19 protein-coding genes are annotated in these 19277 nt (G+C 62.2%); 7 read left to right on the top strand and 12 right to left on the bottom strand.

What is annotated here, in order from left to right; translation table 11 throughout:
- Both FJ978_RS32045 and FJ978_RS32040 read right to left on the bottom strand, forming a co-directional pair.
- Positions 1-489: alanyl-tRNA editing protein (locus tag FJ978_RS32045; RefSeq protein WP_140576813.1), on the bottom strand; the 489-nt coding region annotated here is incomplete at its 3' end.
- Positions 489-1523, bottom strand: a complete 1035-nt coding sequence (locus FJ978_RS32040; protein WP_140576811.1) for a cysteine synthase A — start codon at positions 1521-1523, stop codon at positions 489-491. The genes FJ978_RS32040 and FJ978_RS32045, both read right to left, overlap by 1 nt.
- Positions 1524-1748: 225 nt before the next feature.
- Between FJ978_RS32040 and FJ978_RS32035 the strand changes: the two genes are divergently transcribed.
- Together FJ978_RS32035 and FJ978_RS32030 are read left to right on the top strand one after the other, a co-directional pair.
- Positions 1749-2573 carry an SDR family oxidoreductase gene (locus FJ978_RS32035; RefSeq protein ID WP_140576809.1) on the top strand — a complete coding sequence of 275 codons (825 nt, stop codon included), beginning with the start codon at positions 1749-1751 and terminating at the stop codon, positions 2571-2573.
- 91 nt (positions 2574-2664) lie between these two features.
- Entirely contained in the window at positions 2665-3639 is a 975-nt protein-coding gene (locus tag FJ978_RS32030; protein ID WP_140576808.1) for an alpha/beta fold hydrolase, read from the top strand.
- Between the two features lie 114 nt (positions 3640-3753).
- Here FJ978_RS32030 and FJ978_RS32025 read toward each other — a convergent pair whose 3' ends face one another.
- The 3 genes from FJ978_RS32025 to FJ978_RS32015 all read right to left on the bottom strand — a co-directional run bounded on the left by FJ978_RS32025 (position 3754) and on the right by FJ978_RS32015 (position 6072).
- Positions 3754-5187: a DEAD/DEAH box helicase gene (locus FJ978_RS32025; RefSeq protein WP_023768583.1), complete on the bottom strand. Its 1434-nt coding sequence runs from the start codon at positions 5185-5187 to the stop codon at positions 3754-3756.
- A 354-nt stretch (positions 5188-5541) separates the two neighbouring features.
- Positions 5542-5829, bottom strand: a complete 288-nt coding sequence (locus FJ978_RS32020; protein ID WP_140576806.1) for a type II toxin-antitoxin system RelE/ParE family toxin — start codon at positions 5827-5829, stop codon at positions 5542-5544.
- A gap of 6 nt (positions 5830-5835) precedes the next feature.
- Positions 5836-6072 (bottom strand): transcriptional regulator, encoded by a 237-nt coding sequence (locus FJ978_RS32015; RefSeq protein ID WP_013895674.1) that lies wholly within the window; start codon positions 6070-6072, stop codon positions 5836-5838.
- A gap of 66 nt (positions 6073-6138) precedes the next feature.
- On the opposite strand from FJ978_RS32015, the gene FJ978_RS32010 reads away from it, so the two are divergent.
- The gene (locus FJ978_RS32010) at positions 6139-7671 is read left to right on the top strand and encodes an acyl-CoA carboxylase subunit beta (RefSeq protein ID WP_140576805.1); all 1533 of its coding nucleotides are present in this window, start codon (positions 6139-6141) and stop codon (positions 7669-7671) included.
- A 13-nt stretch (positions 7672-7684) separates the two neighbouring features.
- Here the strand turns inward: FJ978_RS32010 and FJ978_RS32005 are convergent, their stop codons facing one another.
- Positions 7685-9214 (bottom strand): NAD(P)H-hydrate dehydratase, encoded by a 1530-nt coding sequence (locus FJ978_RS32005; RefSeq protein WP_140576803.1) that lies wholly within the window; start codon positions 9212-9214, stop codon positions 7685-7687.
- Between the two features lie 358 nt (positions 9215-9572).
- Here FJ978_RS32005 and FJ978_RS32000 point away from each other — a divergent pair, with 358 nt between their 5' ends.
- The 3 genes from FJ978_RS32000 to FJ978_RS31990 all read left to right on the top strand — a co-directional run bounded on the left by FJ978_RS32000 (position 9573) and on the right by FJ978_RS31990 (position 12264).
- The gene (locus tag FJ978_RS32000; RefSeq protein WP_006205430.1) at positions 9573-9911 is read left to right on the top strand and encodes a P-II family nitrogen regulator; all 339 of its coding nucleotides are present in this window, start codon (positions 9573-9575) and stop codon (positions 9909-9911) included.
- A 58-nt stretch (positions 9912-9969) separates the two neighbouring features.
- Entirely contained in the window at positions 9970-11379 is a 1410-nt protein-coding gene (gene glnA, locus FJ978_RS31995) for a type I glutamate--ammonia ligase (RefSeq protein WP_023768587.1), read from the top strand.
- Between the two features lie 720 nt (positions 11380-12099).
- Positions 12100-12264 carry a hypothetical protein gene (locus FJ978_RS31990; RefSeq protein ID WP_210241457.1) on the top strand — a complete coding sequence of 55 codons (165 nt, stop codon included), beginning with the start codon at positions 12100-12102 and terminating at the stop codon, positions 12262-12264.
- 123 nt (positions 12265-12387) lie between these two features.
- Here the strand turns inward: FJ978_RS31990 and FJ978_RS31985 are convergent, their stop codons facing one another.
- Positions 12388-13428, bottom strand: a complete 1041-nt coding sequence (locus FJ978_RS31985; RefSeq protein ID WP_013895678.1) for a glutamine synthetase beta-grasp domain-containing protein — start codon at positions 13426-13428, stop codon at positions 12388-12390.
- Between the two features lie 316 nt (positions 13429-13744).
- On the opposite strand from FJ978_RS31985, the gene FJ978_RS31980 reads away from it, so the two are divergent.
- On the top strand, positions 13745-13936 hold the full coding sequence (locus FJ978_RS31980) for a DUF2735 domain-containing protein (RefSeq protein WP_140576802.1): 192 nt from the start codon (positions 13745-13747) through the stop codon (positions 13934-13936).
- A gap of 82 nt (positions 13937-14018) precedes the next feature.
- Here the strand turns inward: FJ978_RS31980 and FJ978_RS31975 are convergent, their stop codons facing one another.
- The 5 genes from FJ978_RS31975 to crcB all read right to left on the bottom strand — a co-directional run bounded on the left by FJ978_RS31975 (position 14019) and on the right by crcB (position 19225).
- Positions 14019-15908 (bottom strand): MFS transporter, encoded by a 1890-nt coding sequence (locus tag FJ978_RS31975; RefSeq protein ID WP_140576800.1) that lies wholly within the window; start codon positions 15906-15908, stop codon positions 14019-14021.
- Positions 15909-16091: 183 nt separating this feature from the next.
- Positions 16092-16883: an ATP12 family chaperone protein gene (locus FJ978_RS31970; protein WP_140576799.1), complete on the bottom strand. Its 792-nt coding sequence runs from the start codon at positions 16881-16883 to the stop codon at positions 16092-16094.
- An 11-nt stretch (positions 16884-16894) separates the two neighbouring features.
- Positions 16895-17812: a DMT family transporter gene (locus tag FJ978_RS31965; protein ID WP_041164243.1), complete on the bottom strand. Its 918-nt coding sequence runs from the start codon at positions 17810-17812 to the stop codon at positions 16895-16897.
- Positions 17809-18789, bottom strand: a complete 981-nt coding sequence (locus FJ978_RS31960) for an RluA family pseudouridine synthase (RefSeq protein WP_013895683.1) — start codon at positions 18787-18789, stop codon at positions 17809-17811. Before FJ978_RS31960 ends, FJ978_RS31965 begins: the two co-directional genes overlap by 4 nt.
- A gap of 61 nt (positions 18790-18850) precedes the next feature.
- Positions 18851-19225 (bottom strand): fluoride efflux transporter CrcB, encoded by a 375-nt coding sequence (gene crcB, locus FJ978_RS31955; protein WP_013895684.1) that lies wholly within the window; start codon positions 19223-19225, stop codon positions 18851-18853.
- Between the last annotated feature and the right edge of the window lie 52 nt (positions 19226-19277).

Genomic DNA, 19277 nt, shown 5'->3' with positions numbered 1-19277 from the left:
GGTGAAGATCGGGTGGTCGGCCCGCACCAGGTCCATCAAGCCAGCGGTCACATCTTCCCTGGTGAAGCTGGCGTCCGGAATGTCGAAATCGACACGGCTGTCGTCCTCGGAAACGGAAGCGCCCGTGATCGGGAACGGGCAGACGACGGTCAGTAAATGGCAGGCCGCGTGCATGCGCATCAGGAGATGCCGCCGCTCCCAATCGATGGCGAGCTTCACCTTCTCGCCGACCGCCAAGGCCGCCTGTGCAGGCGCCTGCACATGGACGATCTCGTCCTTGGTCTCGCCGGTGATGGTGGCGGCAATCTCGATGCGGCTGCCGTCGGCGCGCTCCAATGCGCCGGAGTCTCCTGGCTGGCCACCCGAGGTGGCATAGAAGATGGTGCGGTCGAGAATGACGCCGCCACGGTCGTTGACGGCAACCACCGTGGCGTCCGCCGTCTTCAGATAGGCGTCGTCGCGAAACAGCGCTTCCGTCCTGTACGCCATCATGCGACCATTTCGAAAGGCACCGAAATCTTGCTCTGCAGCTCCATCCAGCCCGGTATTGGCAGGTTTTTCTCGCGCAGAAATTCCGGGTTGAACAGTTTCGACTGGTAGCGCGTGCCGTAGTCGCAAAGAATGGTCACGATGGTATGGCCTGGGCCCAATTCCCTGGCCAGCCGGATCGCGCCGGCGATGTTGATGCCGGTCGAGCCGCCGACGCACAGGCCTTCTTCCTGGATCAGGTCGAAGACGATCGGCAGCGCGTCCTCGTCCTTGATCTGGAACGAGAAGTCCGGCGTGAACCCGTCGAGATTGGCGGTGATGCGCCCCTGCCCGATGCCTTCGGTGATCGAGCTGCCCTCGGACTTCAGTTCGCCGCTGGTGTAGAAACTGTAGAGCGCGGCCCCCAGCGGATCGGCGAGCGCGATCTTCACGTCCTTGTTTTTGGCCTTCAGCCCGGAAGCGACGCCGGCCAGCGTTCCGCCGGACCCGACCGCCGAGACGAAACCGTCGACCTTGCCGCCGGTCTGGGCCCAGATCTCCTGCGCCGTGGTGCGGATATGGCCATCGCGGTTGGCGACATTGTCGAACTGGTTGGCCCAGATTGCGCCATTCGGCTCGGTCCTTGCCATCTGCTCGGCCAGCCGTCCCGACAGTTTCACGTAGTTGTTGGGGTTCTTATAGGGCACAGCCGGCACTTCGATCAGCTCGGCGCCGAGCAGCCTGATCGTGTCCTTCTTTTCCTGGCTCTGGGTGTCGGGAATGACGATGACGGTGCGGTATCCCAGAGCCTTGGCTACCAGCGTCAGCCCGATGCCCGTATTGCCGGCCGTCCCCTCGACGATGACGCCGCCCGGCTTCAACAGGCCACGCTGTTCGGCATCGCGGATGATGAACAGGCCGGCGCGATCCTTGACCGATTGCCCCGGATTCATGAATTCAGCCTTGCCCAGGATCTCGCAGCCGGTTTCCTCGGAGGCTTTGTTGAGGCGGATCAGAGGCGTGTTGCCGATCGCGTCGATCACAGAACGGGGCATTCAGGATTCCTTATGTGCGTGCGCCGAAACCCTAGAAACCCAAAGCCTCGGTTTCAAGGCAAGAATTCGCCTGGTCCAGTCGCATTTCCAGCACTGTTGTGCATGGATGCCCTCAAGTCCGGATCGGTATCGCACAGTTCATTTGCATCCGACGTTGAAAAGCACTCTTTCCATTCGATTTCTTCGCCGCTAGAGCAAGACGGCAACAACTCGACAGGGCGCAGCATGACACTCTATCGGGCCGATCCGAAACACGGCGTCGCCTGGGTCACCGGCGGCAGCAGCGGCATAGGCCGTTCGCTGGCCAGGGATCTGGCGTCCCAGGGCTATGCCGTGGCGGTAACGGCGCTCGACGATCATCCGATCGACACGCTCATCGTCGAGACCGCGCAGATGCCCGGCAGCGTCACGGCCTTTCCTTGCGATGTCACCGATGAGCCGCGCATGGCAAGAACGGTTGCCGCGATCGAAAAGGAACTCGGCCCCATCGTGCTCGCCATCTTCAATGCCGGAAACTACATCTCAACGCCCGGAGAGGCGCTCGTCGTCCGCGATTTTCGCCGTTCCTTCGAGGTCAACTATTTTGGCATCATCAATGGGCTGGTGCCGGTGCTCGACTACATGCGGATCAGGGCACGCGGCCATGTCGTGCTGGTCGGCTCCGTCACCGCCTATTTCGGCTGGCCGACCACGGCCGCCTATGGCGGCACCAAGGCGGCGATCAACATCCTGGCCGAGTCGCTGAAATATGATTTCGACAAGATGAACATTCGCGTCCAGGTCATCAATCCGGGCTTCATCGACACGCCGCTGACCGAGAAGAACATGCTGCCGATGCCGGGCCTGATGCCTGTCAACCGCGCGACGCGGCGCATGGCGCGAGGCATCAAATCCGGCGGCTTCGAAGTCACCTTCCCGTACCGGACGAGCTGGCCGCTGAAATTTCTCGCCCTGCTGCCGAGGCCGATCACCCGGTGGGTGATCAGCCTGACGACCAGCTGGAAGGCACGACCGCTGCTTTACGAGCGCAAGCCACCGCCCAAGGAATAGATGCCCACAGGATTGATGGTTTGGCTGCCTGGACGCCGTTGCCTGTTCACGGCCATCGCCATAGGGTCATTGTTGTTGCGTGGAGTCTGCTATGGGGCGACGGATCGTGCTTGCCGTGCTGGGCCTGATCGCCGTCCTTGCATTGATCTTCCTCCTTGGCCCACGCGTTCCCATCGACACCACGATCCGCTACGATCCTTCCGTCATCGGTGACGATCCGCAAGCCTATGTCGCCAGGACAGAAGCCGCCATACCGGGCATACGCGATGGGCTGGAGAAGGAGATCGTCTGGGCCAACCCGATGGTGCATGCCAAGACGCCGCTGTCGATCGTCTACATCCACGGCTTCTCCGCATCGAAGGGCGAGGTTCGCCCCCTGCCCGACGACGTGGCCGACCAGCTCGGCGCCAACCTGTTCTACACCCGCCTCACCGGCCACGGGCAGGACGGCGCGGCGATGACGCAAGGCAGCGTCAACGCCTGGATCAACGACTATGAGGAGGCGCTCGCTATCGGCCGGGCGATCGGTGACAAGGTGGTCGTCATCGCCACCTCGACGGGCGGCTCGCTGGCGGTGTGGGCGGCAACGCAGCCGGGAGCATCGGATGGGATCGCGGCCATTGCATTCATCTCGCCCAATTTCGGTGTCAAGGCATCCGGCGCCGAGATCCTCACCATGCCATGGGGCAAACAGATCGCCGAACTCGTCGCCGGCAAGGAACGCAGCTTCGCGCCGCGCAACGCCCTGCACGGGAAATTCTGGACCACCAAATATCCGATCGCCGCGACGCTGCCGATGCAGGCGCTGACGGAACTTGCCTTTGGCGCGCCGGTCGAGAAAGCGACCATCCCGGCGCTGTTCATCTTTTCGGATTCAGACAAGGTGGTGCGGCCCGACCGCACCCGCGAAATTGCCGGGCGATGGGGCGCGCCGCACGAACTCGTGCCGGTCGACGACACCGGCGATCCGGACAACCATGTCATCGCCGGCGACGCGCTGTCGCCGTCGACCACGGCCTTCCTCGCGCAAAGGATCGCCGTCTGGCTCGAAGCGGTGGTGAAGTAAGCTGATTGTCCAGACACAAAAAGGGCGACCGCGAGATCACCGCGGTCGCCCTTTTTTCTGTCGCTGGCTGGTCAGCCGACCATGCAAAGGTACGGCTGATGCGAGGCGGCCTGTTTAGGCAGCCCGCGCCGCCGGACGCTTGCCGCCGAAGCGGCGCTTGTTGTTGCCCTTGAAGGGCTTGGCGCCTTCCGGCTTGCGTTCACCGGCGAAGGCCGGCTTGTCGCCGAAGCGCTTCTTGCCGAAGCCGTTGCCCTTGTTCTCGCCGCCTGGACGCCTGCCGTCGCGACGGCCATTGCGGTCGTTGCGGTCATTGGCGGGCTCGAAGCGCTCGTTCTTTTCAGCCGGATTGCGCTGCGGATCTGGGCTGCCGAGATGGTCGGCAACGATAGGCAGCTTGGTGCGGATGATGCGCTCGACCTGACGCAGCTTGCTGTTTTCCGAAGGATCGCAAAGCGTGATGGCGATGCCGTCCATGCCGTTGCGGCCAGTGCGGCCGATGCGGTGGACGTAGCTTTCAGCCTCGTCCGGCAGGTCGAAATTCACGACATGGCTGATGCCGGGAACGTCGATGCCGCGCGCCGCGATGTCGGTCGCAACGAGGATGCGCACCGATCCATCGCGAAAATCGTTCAGTGCCTTCTGGCGGGCATTCTGCGACTTGTTGCCATGGATGACGGCGGCCTTGAAGCCATCGCGCTCGAGGTCCTTGGTCACCCGGTCGGCGCCATGCTTGGTGCGCGAAAAGATGATGACGGACTTCATCGCCGCGTCGGCGAGCATCGTCGACAACACCTGGCGCTTCTGCTTGGTGCGGGCGAAGACGACGCCCTGCACGATCTCGGCGGCCGCGGTGCTTTGCGGCGAGACTTCGATACGCACAGGGTTCTTCAACAGGCCCTTGGCCAGTTCGGCGATCTCATCCGGCATGGTGGCCGAAAACAGCGCCGTCTGGCGGTCAGGCGCGGTCGCCTTGGCGATCCGCTTGACGTCGTTGATGAAGCCCATGTCGAGCATGCGGTCGCCCTCGTCGAGCACCAGCCATTTGGTGTCGGAGAGGATGAGGTCGCCCTCACGCACCAGGTCGGTCAACCGGCCGGGCGTGGCGATCAGGATGTCGACGCCGGGTGCAACCTTCTTCACCTGGCTGAAACGCGAAACGCCGCCCAGCACGAGCGCCGTCGAGACATGCGCGCCCTTGGCGAGGATCTTGATGGTGTCCTCGATCTGAACCGCGAGTTCGCGGGTCGGCGCCAGGATCAGAGCGCGGGTCGTCTTGGCGCGCCGCTTGGTGCCGAGCGCGATGATCTTGGACAGGATCGGCAGCGCGAAGGCAGCGGTCTTGCCGGAGCCGGTCTGGGCGATGCCGAATATATCGCGGCCTTCCAGTTGCGGCGGGATCGCCTGCATCTGGATCGGCTTCGGTTCGGTGAAGCCGGCATTGTGGGTGGCCTTGAGCAGCGCACCCGTAATTCCCAGCGCTGCGAAACCGGAGAGTTCCGCGGTGTCGGGCCCAGTGTCCTTACCGGACAATGTGTTTTCGTTGGTCAAAATAATCTTCTTTCACGCGGCCTCTGGCCGCAAACGTCAATGGCGGCAGGGCGCAACCTGCCGTCGAAGAATTCGATATGAAACGACAAGGCGGGCGGACGTATGCGTCCACTCGGCTGCGCTGTCGTGCCCGCAGGCATCATGCCACGGGGCTTTTTCACCGCTTTGTGATGTACCGGAAAGAGGGCCGATATACCGGAAAGAGGGAAAACAGACGCAACCAGTCTCATTTGTCGAGAAGGCCGGAATCTCCCGGCCCAAGCGCCTATGGGCTGCATATGGCTGAGTTCGCCCCGGAATGCAAGGGGCGTGATGTTGCGGTGCAGCAAAATCGATCAGACCGAATGGCCGAGATCAGGCGTCATCCGGCCACTCCCTCGCCCCATGCTGGACGAACAGAACTTCAATTTGAGTGTCTTTCACCCGGTAGGCGACGATGTAAGGTGTGTCGGAAATCACCAGCTCACGGGTACCTTTGATCTCACCAATACGCCCGATGAATGGGTTGGCTGATAGCAACCGGGTCGTCTTTGAATGAATGTCGTTGACGATTCGCGCGGCAGCCCGCGGGTTATGCTGGCCGATATAATCGCCAATTGACGCAAGCTCGATCAGATAGTGACGCGTCCAGACAATTCGCACAGACCTCTAAGCCTGGCTGAATTTGTTCAGAACAGCCGCAATCTCCTCTTCGCTCGCGAAGTCCTCACGGTCGGCAGCCTCGATTCCGGCCTGAACGCCGGCGATCCATTTTTCTTGCCACGCCAAAGAACGGCCGTGCGACAGGGCGTCCTCGATGATCTGACCGCGAGTGAGCGAAGAGCGCGAGGCCAACATGTCGATCCGGCGGCTCAGATCCTCGGATATTTCTATGTTGTTCTTCATAAGATTAGTCTGCCATATCTGGCGAATGCCTGCCAAGAATTTTCCGGCGTCGCAGGGAGATCGACTATGAAGGACGTGCTGAAGGAACTCGAGCGGCGGCGCGACACCGCCCGCATGGGCGGTGGCCAGGCGCGTATCGATGCGCAGCACAAGAAGGGCAAGCTCACCGCGCGCGAACGCATCGAGATCTTTCTCGACGAAGGCTCGTTCGAGGAGTTCGACATGTATGTCGAGCACCGCTCGACCGACTTCGCCATGGAGAAGACGAAGATCGCCGGCGACGGCGTCGTCACCGGCTGGGGTACGGTCAACGGCCGTCCGGTCTACCTCTTCGCCAAGGACTTCACGGTGTTCGGCGGCTCGCTGTCGGAAGCCCATGCCGAGAAGGTCATCAAGGTGCAGGAGATGGCGCTGCGCAACCGCGCGCCGATCATCGGCCTTTACGATGCCGGCGGGGCGCGCATCCAGGAAGGCGTAGCGGCCCTTGGCGGCTATGCCGAGATCTTCCAGCGCAACGTGCTGGCGTCCGGCGTCATTCCGCAGATTTCCGTCATCATGGGTCCTTGCGCCGGCGGCGACGTCTACTCGCCTGCCATGACCGACTTCATCTTCATGGTGCGCGACACCTCCTACATGTTCGTCACGGGGCCGGACGTGGTGAAGACCGTCACCAACGAGACGGTGACCGCCGAGAGCCTCGGCGGCGCCTCGGTCCACACGACGAAATCCTCGATCGCCGACGGCGCCTATGACAATGACGTCGAGGCGCTCTTGCAGATGCGCCGGCTGGTCGACCTCTTGCCGGCGTCCAACACATCGGAACTCCCCGAAATCGAATGCTATCAGTCGGTCACCGACCATGATCTGTCGCTCGACCGGCTGATTCCCGATAACGCCAACAAACCTTACGACATCAAGGAATTGATTCTGAAAGTCGCAGACGAGAGCGACTTCTTCGAGATCCAGCAGAGCTTCGCCAAGAACATCGTCACCGGCTTCGGACGCGTCGAGGGCCGCACCGTCGGCTTTGTCGCCAACCAGCCGATGGTCCTTGCCGGCGTTCTGGATTCCGATGCCAGCCGCAAGGCGGCGCGTTTCGTGCGCTTCTGCGACTGTTTTTCGATCCCGATCGTCACCTTCGTCGACGTTCCGGGCTTCCTGCCCGGCACTGCCCAGGAATATGGCGGGCTGATCAAGCATGGCGCCAAGCTCTTGTTCGCCTATGCCGAGGCCACCGTACCCAAGATCACCGTGATCACCCGCAAAGCCTATGGCGGCGCCTATGACGTCATGGCCTCGAAGCACCTGCGCGGCGACATGAACTATGCCTGGCCGACGGCGCAGATCGCGGTCATGGGCGCCAGGGGCGCGGTCGAAATCATCTACCGCAAGGACATCGGTGACGCGGAAAAGATAGCAGCCCACACAAAGGCTTACGAGGATCGCTTCCTGTCGCCCTTCGTCGCCGCCGAGCGCGGCTATGTCGACGAGGTGATCATGCCGCACTCGACCCGCCGCCGCATTGCGCGCGCGCTGCGGATGCTGCGCAACAAGGACATGCAGAACCCCTGGAAGAAGCACGACAACATTCCGTTGTGAGCTGGGATTCCAGTCAGCGCCCGCTGCGGGCGGCGACCAGTTCGCGCAGCACCGTCACCATCGCCTGCGGCAGATCCTCGGTGATCAGGCCAGGCCCGAGGCGGCTGCCGGCCTCGGCATGGATCCACACCGCCGCGCAGGCCGCCTCGAACGCCGGCATGCCTTGTGCCAGCAGACCGGCTGATATGCCCGACAGCACGTCGCCCGACCCTGCGGTGGCAAGCCAGGCCGCACCGTTGGCATTGATCGCCGCCCTGCCATCGGGCGCTGCGATCACCGTGTCGGCGCCCTTGTAGACGATGACGGCATTTGCATTGGCGGCTGCCGCACGCGCCTTGTCGAGCTTGGACGAGGCATCGTCACCAGCAATGCCGGGAAACAGCCTCGCGAATTCTCCTTCATGCGGCGTCATCAGCAAGGCCGGCGCGTTTTGCCGGCGCGCGGCTTCGAACAAGACATCCGGCGCGTCGCGAAAGGAGGTGATCGCATCTGCGTCAAAGACAAGACCATCGACCTGGGCGGGAACATCCTGTTTTTGGCCGGAGGCAAGGAGCGCGAGCCCGAAGGTCCGCGTTTTCTGACCGACGCCAAAGCCGGGTCCGAGGACAAAGGCCGACGGCCGGCGTTCGCCGACAAATTCTTCGATGTCCGCGACGTCATCGGCCTTGCGAAGCATTATCGAGGTCAGATGGGCCGCATTGACCTGCATGGCGTTGCCCGGCGACAGCACGGTCACAGCCCCCGCCCCGCTCCTCGCAGCGGCCAATGCCGACAGCCGCGCCGCGCCGGTGGCGCTTGGGCCGCCGGAGAAGACGCCGACATGGCCGCGCTTGTATTTATGCGCATCGACGGCCGGCACGGGAAAAACACGCAACCAAAGCGCCGGTGTGTTCTCGAACGTCCTGGGCCGCAGCCGTGCGATGATCTCGTCGCCAATGCCGATATCGGCAAGCACGACCTCGCCACATCGCTCCCGGCCAGGCAGGAGCAGATGGCCGGGCTTCCTGCGCGCGAAGGTCACGGTGATTTCGGCGGCAAATGCCTTGCCGAGCACCTTGCCGCTGTCGCCGGACACGCCCGATGGCAGGTCGACGGCAATAACGGGCAAATGCATGTCGGTGGCGATATCGATCGCCCTGGCGGCATCGCCGGACAGCGGCTTGGACAGCCCTGCCCCGTACAGCGCGTCGACCACGATCGAGCCGGGCTCGGCTTTGAAGCCGGATAGCGGCCGAGGCTTGATCGGGCACTCCGCCGCTACCAGTGCTGCGTCGCTTCGCGGCCTCGGTGCGCCGGATGCCCAGATCGTCGCGGCGACGCCGCTGCCGGTCAGGATGCGAGCGACGACATAGCCATCACCGCCATTGTTGCCTGGACCGCACAGCACGTGGACGTGGACCGCTGCCGGATGGCGCTTGAAAACCTCGGCCGCGACGGCCTCGCCGGCACGACGCATAAGGCCGATGCCGTCGGCTGGACCGGCGGCGATCGTCAGCCGGTCCGCTTCGGCCATTTCGGCGGGAGTAAGAAGTTCATCGCTCATGGATTGCCGATCCGCATTCGATCAAGCATTGTCCACTTTTCGATCCGAAGCAAACAAGGAGGAGGTTGCGCGAGGGCAGCCATACTGTTCGGATGAGAGGCATCACAGGCAAAAATTGCCCACGCGATGGGCGACATGCCTAATTATTGTGCTGCGACGACGGATAGCACTGTGTAGGCTCCGGAAGCCGGTGCCGCATCCTGTACAGCGAATGACGCGAATTTGCATCCCGGCGCGGTGCGGCTTCGAAATCGCATGAGACCGCTTCGAATCCCTCGGATTGGCACAGTTCGTGCTTGATGGAGGCGCAAGCGGGGGCTCACAACCCGTTTTTTTGGCAGTGGAGGCCACTTTTTACATGAAAAAGATCGAAGCGATCATCAAGCCATTCAAGCTGGACGAAGTGAAGGAAGCGCTTCAGGAGGCCGGACTGCAAGGCATCACCGTGACCGAGGCCAAGGGCTTCGGACGCCAGAAAGGCCACACCGAACTCTACCGCGGCGCCGAATATGTCGTCGACTTCCTGCCCAAGGTGAAGATCGAGGTCGTGCTTGGCGACGACGCCGTCGAAGGCGCGATCGAGGCTATCCGCAAGGCGGCCCAGACAGGCCGTATCGGCGACGGCAAGATCTTCGTCTCCAACATCGAGGAAGTCGTGCGCATCCGCACCGGCGAAACCGGCATGGACGCCGTCTGACGCGACCACCTCCCCAAACGTCATCATCAAAAAACGTCATCAAACAGGGATACATGACATGACGACAGCCAAAGACATCATGAAGCAGATCAAGGACAACGACGTGAAATTCGTTGACCTGCGCTTCACCGACCCGAAGGGCAAGCTGCAACACGTGACGATGGATGTCATCGAGGTCGAAGAAGACATGTTCGCCGATGGCGTGATGTTCGACGGCTCTTCGATTGCCGGCTGGAAAGCCATCAACGAGTCCGACATGGTGCTGATGCCCGATGCGGACACGGTCCACATGGATCCGTTCTTCGCGCAGTCGACCATGGTCATCCTGTGCGACATCCTCGATCCGGTCTCGGGCGAATCCTACAATCGCGACCCGCGCGGCACGGCCAAGAAGGCCGAGGCCTACATGAAGTCGGAAGGCATCGGCGACACCATCTATGTCGGCCCGGAAGCCGAATTCTTCGTGTTCGACGACGTCAAGTACAAGGCCGATCCCTACAACACCGGCTTCAAGCTCGATTCCACCGAACTGCCGTCGAACGACGACACCGACTACGAGACCGGCAACCTTGGCCACCGCCCGCGCATCAAGGGCGGCTATTTCCCGGTGCCGCCGATCGACAGCGCGCAGGACATGCGCTCCGAAATGCTGACCGTGCTCGCCGAAATGGGCGTGCGCGTCGAGAAGCATCACCATGAGGTCGCGGCCGCCCAGCACGAACTCGGCATCAAGTTCGATACGCTGGTTCGCAACGCCGACAAGATGCTGATCTACAAGTATGTCGTGCACCAGGTCGCCAACGCCTACGGCAAGACGGCCACTTTCATGCCGAAGCCGATCTTCGGCGACAATGGCTCGGGCATGCACGTCCACCAGTCGATCTGGAAGGGCGGCAAGCCGACCTTCGCCGGCAACGAGTACGCCGGTCTTTCGGAAAGCTGCCTGTTCTACATCGGCGGCATCATCAAGCACGCCAAGGCGATCAATGCCTTCACCAACCCGCTGACCAATTCCTACAAGCGTCTGGTGCCGGGCTACGAAGCGCCGGTGTTGCTCGCCTATTCGGCGCGCAACCGCTCGGCGTCATGCCGCATCCCGTTCGGCTCGTCGCCGAAGTCCAAGCGCGTCGAGGTCCGCTTCCCCGATCCGGGCGCGAACCCCTACCTCGCTTTCGCCGCCATGCTGATGGCCGGTCTCGACGGCATCAAGAACAAGATCCATCCCGGCCAGCCGATGGACAAGGATCTCTATGACCTGCCGCCGAAGGAATTGAAGAAGATCCCGACCGTCTGCGGATCGCTGCGTGAAGCCCTGCAGAGCCTCGACAAGGACCGCGGCTTCCTGAAGGCCGGCGGCGTCTTCGACGACGACCAGATCGACAGCTACATCGAGCTGAAAATGGCCGAAGTGATGCGCTTCGAAATGACCCCGCATCCGGTCGAATACGACATGTACTACTCGGTCTAAAATCTCGTTCGCATAAACTTGCAAAGCCCTTGAAGGATCTCCCCCTTCAAGGGCTTTTTGCTGTCACCAGATGTCCGCGGATGGTTTGCGTGACCAGCCATGCGACAGCGGCCACCCGCTTTTGGTTTACGGGGACCGTTGTTAGCTGGATTTGCCGATGGCAGGCAACGTCGGTCACGGTCGTAACACTGGGCCATCGCGGCCCACTTGCGGTGAGCGGCAGATGGCTTTCCGCGCGGAAAAGTCGCCAGGAGCGAGCGGCACACTGCCTCAGGCTGCAATGCCCGCTCGTCCGGCGCCCCCGCCAATGCCGTCGTTCAAGAAACCCCGCCCCGTTCGAACAGCATCGCTTTGGCGTAACCCAAGGTCCCGAATAAGATGCCGCGGCGTGATCTGTCAACGCCGCCAGCCCGAGGCATAAATCGCCGATTTCGATGTATGAACAGTGGCTTATATAGGGGATCATTGGTCTACGGACGAGCTGAAACTGGCTGTTTTCCGGGCTTTTTCAACGAACTCGGAAACGCTGGACATTTCGTGGAGGCAAAAGGCGCCTGCCAAAGCCTCTCCGTGACAGGAAATTGCCCGGTCCTTTTCAACCTGACTTTTTTTGGGGGAATTCACCCCGCCGGGCCAGCACGGCAAAAAGAACCCCGGCAACGGCCGGAGTTCTCGCAAGGACAGAACGTTGGAGGGCGACGCCTATCCGGCATGGGGCGCATGGACGACTTTTACGCAGCCGTCGTGCAGGCGCCCGAAGAGGCGGTGCCCAACGCCCTCATCGCCAACAGCGACATGATCGGCCGCGACGGCAACCGCAACCCCGCTTTGCCCCATGCGAAGGTTGTCGCCGCGCTGAAAGCACGTGGAGCTGCCGCCCGCTGACCAAGGCGGACGTGCCTCGCCCCGCAAGCACTACGAAAAAGGCCCTGGCGTTTTTCGCCAGGGCCTTTTTCGTCATTGAGTTCTGGTGCGGCGAAGATCTTGCGATCCGCGCCGCGAAAACAATCAGGCGGCAGCCGAAACCGATGCGTCGGTCGCAACCTGCGAGATCGTCTTCAGGATCTGCGAAGCGATCTGGTAGGGGTCGCCCTGCGAATTCGGACGGCGGTCTTCCAGGTAGCCCTTGTAGTCATTCTTGACGAAGGAGTGCGGCACGCGGATCGACGCACCGCGGTCGGCGATGCCGTAGCTGAACTTGTTCCATGGCGCGGTCTCGTGCTTGCCGGTCAGACGCTTGTCATTGTCCGGGCCGTAGACGGCGATGTGGTCCATCAGGTTCTTGTCGAACTGCGCCATCAGCGATTCGAAATACGCCTTGCCGCCGACTTCGCGCATATAAGCGGTCGAGAAGTTGGCATGCATGCCCGAGCCGTTCCAATCGGTGTCGCCGAGCGGCTTGCAGTGGAATTCGATGTCGATCCGGTATTTTTCGGTCAGGCGCAGAAGCAGATAGCGGGCGATCCACATCTGGTCGGCGGCCTTCTTGGAGCCCTTGCCGAAGATCTGGAATTCCCACTGGCCCTTGGCCACTTCGGCGTTGATGCCTTCATGGTTGATGCCGGCCGCGAGGCAAAGGTCGAGATGCTCCTCGACGATCTGGCGCGCGACATCGCCGACGTTCTTGTAGCCGACGCCGGTGTAGTACGGGCCCTGCGGTGCGGGATAACCGGTCTCCGGGAAGCCGAGCGGACGGCCATCCTTGTAGAAGAAATACTCCTGCTCGAAGCCGAACCAGGCGCCCTCGTCGTCGAGAATGGTAGCGCGCTTATTGGAGGCGTGCGGCGTCACACCGTCGGGCATCATGACTTCGCACATGACCAGCACGCCGTTGGTGCGGGTCGGGTCCGGATAAACCGCGACCGGCTTCAGCACGCAATCGGAGCTGTGGCCTTCGGCCTGCATGGTCGAGGAACCATCGAAACCCCACAGCGGCAGCTGGTCGAGCGTCGGGAATTCGGCGAATTCCTTAACCTGCGTCTTGCCGCGAAGGTTGGGGACCGGGGTATAACCATCGAGCCAAATGTACTCGAGCTTGTATTTCGTCATTCTAGCCTCTCGTTGCTTGATCACCGAACACTGAACGGCGTCGACACGCGTCTGCCGTCAGCAGCCGGCCCTGCCGGATCACTAAAATGCAATTCGTGTGCCACTCGGGCGCCAGCGGGTGCGGCAAAATGGCGGCGATACCCGGTTGAATTTGCTGAGCCGCCTCATCGATGGATCGAGATCGATCAACAATGCAAAATGCACAAATAATATGCAAAAGATGATCTTTTCGTAGGCATATTGCCTAAATGAATCGCACAACCTATCTTGCAATAAAGCTGAATCGAAAGCTCCCGCGAAAGAAAGGAGGCCGCTTATGGAAGTCACCATCTCCCGTCCGTCGGCAAAGATCCTGATGTTCCCTCTGGCAGCCCGCAAACCTGCCTCAAATTTAGGCGCAAAGGCCAAGTTCGCGGCAGAGCTTGCCTCGCTGCGCAACACCCACGCCGATTTTGACGGCTGGTACCACGAAGCGGCCATCGAGGAAGAAAACCAGCGGAAGAGCTGAGCCACCCCTTCAGGTCTCGGATACGAAAAAGCCCGGCGTGATTGCTCACGCCGGGCTTTTTTTGTTGTGGACGATCCGTCGGCTACTCCTTGGCGTGCAGATTGGTGCCAAGCGTGTCCTTGACGAAGATCATGCCGATAACGAGCGACATCGCCGCGATCACCACCGGATACCAAAGGCCGTAGTAGATGTCGCCCTTGTAGGCACTGAGGGCGAACACGGTTGCCGGCAGCAGGCCGCCGAACCAGCCATTGCCGATATGGTAGGGCAGCGACATGCCGGTATAGCGGATGCGGGTCGGGAACATCTCGACCAGGATCGCCGCGATCGGCCCGTAGACCATGGTGACGAACAGCACCAGGATGAACAGGATGCCAATCGTCATCGGCCAATTTACAGCCGCCGGATCGGCGAACATGGCGAAGGCGCCACCGCCCGGTATGTTGTAGACAGTGACCTCGGGCGCGCCCGCGGCCTCATCGGTGGTCAGGATCTTGTCCTTGACCGCCTGCTCGGTCGGCACCGCTGTCTTTTCGCCGCCACGGATGGCGGCAGCATCGAGCTTCAGTTCAGGGTTGGCGGCGATGAAGGCGTCGAGTTTCTGGTCGGCAACCTTGATTGCCGCGCGCTTCAGCGGATAACCGCCATCCCGCAGGGACATGTTGACGGCCTTGACGAAGGCGGCGTCCTTGGCCTTCGCCTGGTCGCCGGCAGCGATGGCGTCGTAGGACTCCACGGTCTCGTTGCCGATCTTGACCGACGCGGCTGTTCCGGCCGCGGCCGTCGAGACGACGTCGTAGGGAACCGAGTTCTTGGTCAAGAACGAAGTCGCGATGTCGCAGGACGTCGTGAACTTGGCGGTGCCGACCGGATTGAACTGGAACCTGCAATCGCCGGGGGCGGCCGTCACCGTTGCCCGGGTGTTCTGCTGTGCCGTGGCCAGCGCCGGATTGGCGGCCCAGGTCAACGCCTTGAACAGCGGGAAGGTGCAGACAATTGCCAGCGCAAGGCCAGCCATGATGATCGGCTTGCGGCCGATCTTGTCGGACAGCCAGCCGAACACGACGAAGAAGATCGAGCCGATGGCCAGCGCAATGGCGATCATGATGTTGACCGACTGCGCATCGACCTTCAGCACGTTCTGCAGGAAGAACAGTGCGTAGAACTGGCCGTTGTACCAGACGACGGCCTGGCCGGCAGTGAGGCCAAGCAGCGCCAGCAGCGCGATCTTGGCGTTCTTCCACTGACCGAAAGCCTCGGAGAGCGGCGCCTTGGAGCCTTTGCCCTCGTCCTTCATCTTCTGGAAGGTCGGCGACTCAGAAAGCGACAGCCGGATCCAGATCGAGACGGCGAGCAGCAGGAAGGAAACGATGAACGGAATGCGCCAGCCCCAGGCAGCGTAGCTTTCCTTGCTCAACGAGCCCTGAACGATCAGGATGACGATCAGCGACAGGAACAGACCGAGCGTAGCCGTCGTCTGAATCCATGACGTATAGAAGCCTCGGCGGTCGTCGGGCGCGTGCTCGGCGACGTAGGTCGCCGCGCCACCATATTCACCGCCGAGCGCCAGGCCCTGCAGCATGCGAAGGATGATCAGGATCACCGGAGCGGCGATGCCCAAGGTGGCATACCCCGGCAGCAGGCCGACCAGGAAGGTGGACAGGCCCATGATCGTCATGGTGACAAGGAACGTATATTTGCGGCCGACGAGGTCGCCGATACGACCGAACAAAAGGGCGCCGAAAGGGCGCACCAGGAAGCCGGCGGCAAAGGCCAGCAGCGCGAAGATGTTGCGTGTCGCCTCAGGGATCGTCGGAGCAAAAAAGGTCGAGCCGATGAAAGCCGCCAACGAGCCGTAGAGATAGAAATCGTACCATTCGAAAACGGTGCCGAGCGAGGAAGCGAAGATGACCTTCTTCTCTTCCCGCGTCATGCCGCGGCTCGTTCCGCCGGCGGTCGATGCCAATGCCATTGCGTTTTCCTCCCGTGAGACCCTTTTCCTCGACGCTGCGTTTCAATCGTCGGCGTTCTCCTCCGAACGCGGACTCAACGACAGCCATCGCGGAAAAAATGACAGAAAGCGCCCCCCGGCGGCAGAGCGACGATGGGATTATGACTTTGGTATTAGGTGCGGTGCGGCAAAGCCGTGCGAAGCTCAGGCCTTGAGCGCTTCCAGGAGCTGGACGGCGGCCATCATATCGCGCTTGCGGGCGGAGCGGCGGGCAACCGCCTCCGCGTCCTGGCCCCATTGCTCGATCTGCCAGTCCTCATCGACATGGCCGGCGGCCCAGGCGGCCTCGACGTCGAGCTCGCCAAAATTGACAGCCAGCGCCAGCAGCGCCGAACCGGTCAGCGATGTCATGACGTGGATGGCGGCGAGCCGCAGCGGATCGGCACGCTGAGCAAGATGCGCGCCCAGCACGGCGATCGTCTCGCGCGGCTGCTCGACATGAATGATGCCTTCAGCAAGATTGAAGCGGGCTCCAAGGCTGCCGCGTGCCCAATCGATCACCGGGTCCCAGTGCTCGTTCTGCCGCTCGACCAGCCCTTGCGGCGCATCGGCGCGGTAACAAAGCAAGTCGGACGAGGCAAAGCGCAATATGTCTTCCAGCACCGCCTGCGGATCGCTGGCGACGCCATCGATGGCGGTGTTGACCAGGCGCATCACCGGCATCGTTACTGGATTGATGGTCTCGCCCTGGGCGGCGAACTCGTCGGCAACCAGCGCCGCGGCTGCTTCGGTCGGCAGCGACAGCAGCGCCTTTCCCGGTGTGCGCACCGGCCTGCCGTCGAGATGGACGGCAAACCCGTCTTCCACCGGCGCAACCGAGACGGTTTTGTAGAAGCGCTTCGGCAGCGGTGTCTTCATCTGGATCTGGGCGCGGCGCACCGGGTCCGGATCGGAAAGGTATTTGCCCGCTTCGAGGTCGTTGAGGATATCGCGCATGAAGGTCTCTCTCACACCGGTGTCAGCTTGCGCGCCGGCCGGTTGACGATGATCAGGCCGGCGGCAATCAGACCAAGTGCCAGGAAGATGCGGATGGTCAGCGGTTCGTTCAAGATGATTGCGCCGCACAAAACACCGAACACCGGTGACAGGAAGGTGAAACTGGACAGACCCGACGCCGGATAGCGGCGCAGCAGCCAGAACCACAACACGTAGGTGAAGGCGACGATGTAGATCGCCTGGAACAGCAGCGCCAGGGTCGGCAGCAATGTGGGATCGCGGACCGGCGGGCCCGCCAAAGGCAGAACCAGAAGGCCAACGATGGCCGCGCCGGCGAGTTGGTAAAGCAGCAGCTTTTCAGCACTCGCCTCGACCAGTTTCGAGCGTTTGATGAGGATATTGGTCAGGGCCCAGAAAAACCCTGAGCCGAGACTGAGTAGGTCGCCGAACAGCATGTCCCCGCCGCCGCCGAGCTTATCGGAAAAAACAGCGGCAAGACCGGCGAAGGCCAAGAGCAGGCCGAGGAACTTGCGCAAGGTGATCTGTTCGCCAAGCAGGAAGTGGCCGCCGATCAGCATCCAGAACGGCATGGTATTGACCAGCAGGGTGTTGCGGGCAACGGTCGTATGTTCCAGGCCGACGTAAAGGCAAAGGAATTCCACGCCGAAAAGCACGCCCACCGCGATGCCGGCAAGCAAGGTGCCGTCGCGCGTGAACAGCGCGATGCCGCGCCAGCGGCACCAGAGGAAGACGCAGAAGCCGCCGATGATCGAACGCGCGATCGACAGGAAGACGGGGTCGTAACCGGCATAGGAGATCTTGGCGGCGACGTAGTTCAGTCCCCAGGAAAAAGTCAGGCCGACCATGATCGCGGCGGCGGCCATGTCGACCGTGTCGCGCCGATCGAGCGTGTCGGTGACCACGATCAATCCTCCGCGCTGGCGTCGTCGAAGCCGATCAGGTTCCAGCTCTGGCGCATATGCGGCGGCATCGGCGCGGTGACGTCGATGAAGCCCTTGTCCGGGTGCGGGATGACGATGCGGCGCGCGTGCAGGTGCAGGCGATTTTGGATGCCGCCGGGAAAATCCCAATTGGTGTCGGCCTCGAAATATTTCGGATCGCCGATGATCGGGCAGCCGATATAGGCGGCATGGACGCGCAACTGGTGGGTGCGGCCGGTATAGGGCTCCATTTCCAGCCAGGTCATCGTCTGCGCCGCCTGCTCGATGATGCGGTAGTATGACACGGCGTGGTCGGCGCCTTTTTCGCCATGCGCGGCGATGCGCACCCGGTCGCCGTCGGGTGTCGGCTCCTTGATCAGCCAGGTCGAGATCTTGTCCTCGCGCTTGGGCGGCACGCCCTTGACCAGCGCCCAATAGGTCTTCTTGGTCTCGCGGGCGCGGAACGCCTCGGAGAGCTTCATCGCCGCCAGCCTCGTGCGGGCAACGACCAGCACGCCCGACGTGTCGCGGTCGAGCCGGTGGACCAGCCGCGGCTTCTCGCCCTTCTGGTTGCGCCAGGCTTCCAGCATGTCGTCGACATTGCGGGTAACGCCCGAACCGCCCTGCACCGCCAGGCCCGCCGGCTTGTTGAAGACGAAAACCTTCGGATCCTCATGGATCAGCATTTTGGCCAGGACGTCGGCATCGCCCTGGTTACGGATCGAGTGGCCGGTCAGCGGGCTCTCGCCCTTCTTGTCCACCTCGAGCGGCGGGACACGCACCACCTGGCCAGGCTCGACACGGCTGTCCGCCTTGACGCGGCCGCCATCGACGCGGATTTGGCCCGAGCGCAGCAGCTTCTGCAGATGGCCGAAGCCGAGGCCCGGGAAATGGGTCTTGAACCAGCGATCGAGCCGCATGCCCGCCTCGCCGGCCTCCACCGTGATCTGTTCAACGCCTGCCATGTTTTCTTCGCTTATCCATTTCCCGGCAGGGCTCGGCCCTACTCTCGGCGCGGCAATAGCACTAAGGCAGGCTTCTTGCGAGCCAAAGTCCCAGAAACAGGGCGATAATGGCGCCAATGACACTCGCAAGCGCATATCCAAACGCCGGCAGCGTGGCTCCCCGCTCCCACAATGTCGCGAAATCCAGCGAGAAAGCGGAAAAGGTGGTGAAGCCGCCAAGGATGCCGGTGGCGACAAACAGCCTGACTTCGGTCGATCCGCCGCGGCGCGCCAGGATGGCGATGAACAGACCCATGGCAAAGGAGCCGACGATGTTGATCGCCATCGTGCCCCAGGGATAATTGGGGCCGACGAGGCGCAGCGCGCCCATATTGGCGAGATGACGGATGCCGGCGCCGATGCCGCCGCCGACGACCACGAGAAGCAGATTGAACATGGTCGTTTACTGCCCCTGCAGGGGCGGTGGCGTCAATCCCTTCAAGACCCGG

Source organism: Mesorhizobium sp. B1-1-7, assembly GCF_006442705.1.
GTDB classification, from domain to species: Bacteria; Pseudomonadota; Alphaproteobacteria; order Rhizobiales; family Rhizobiaceae; genus Mesorhizobium; species Mesorhizobium opportunistum.
The sequence above is the reverse complement of the archived record's forward strand: the minus strand, read 5'-3'. Positions and strand labels throughout refer to the sequence as shown.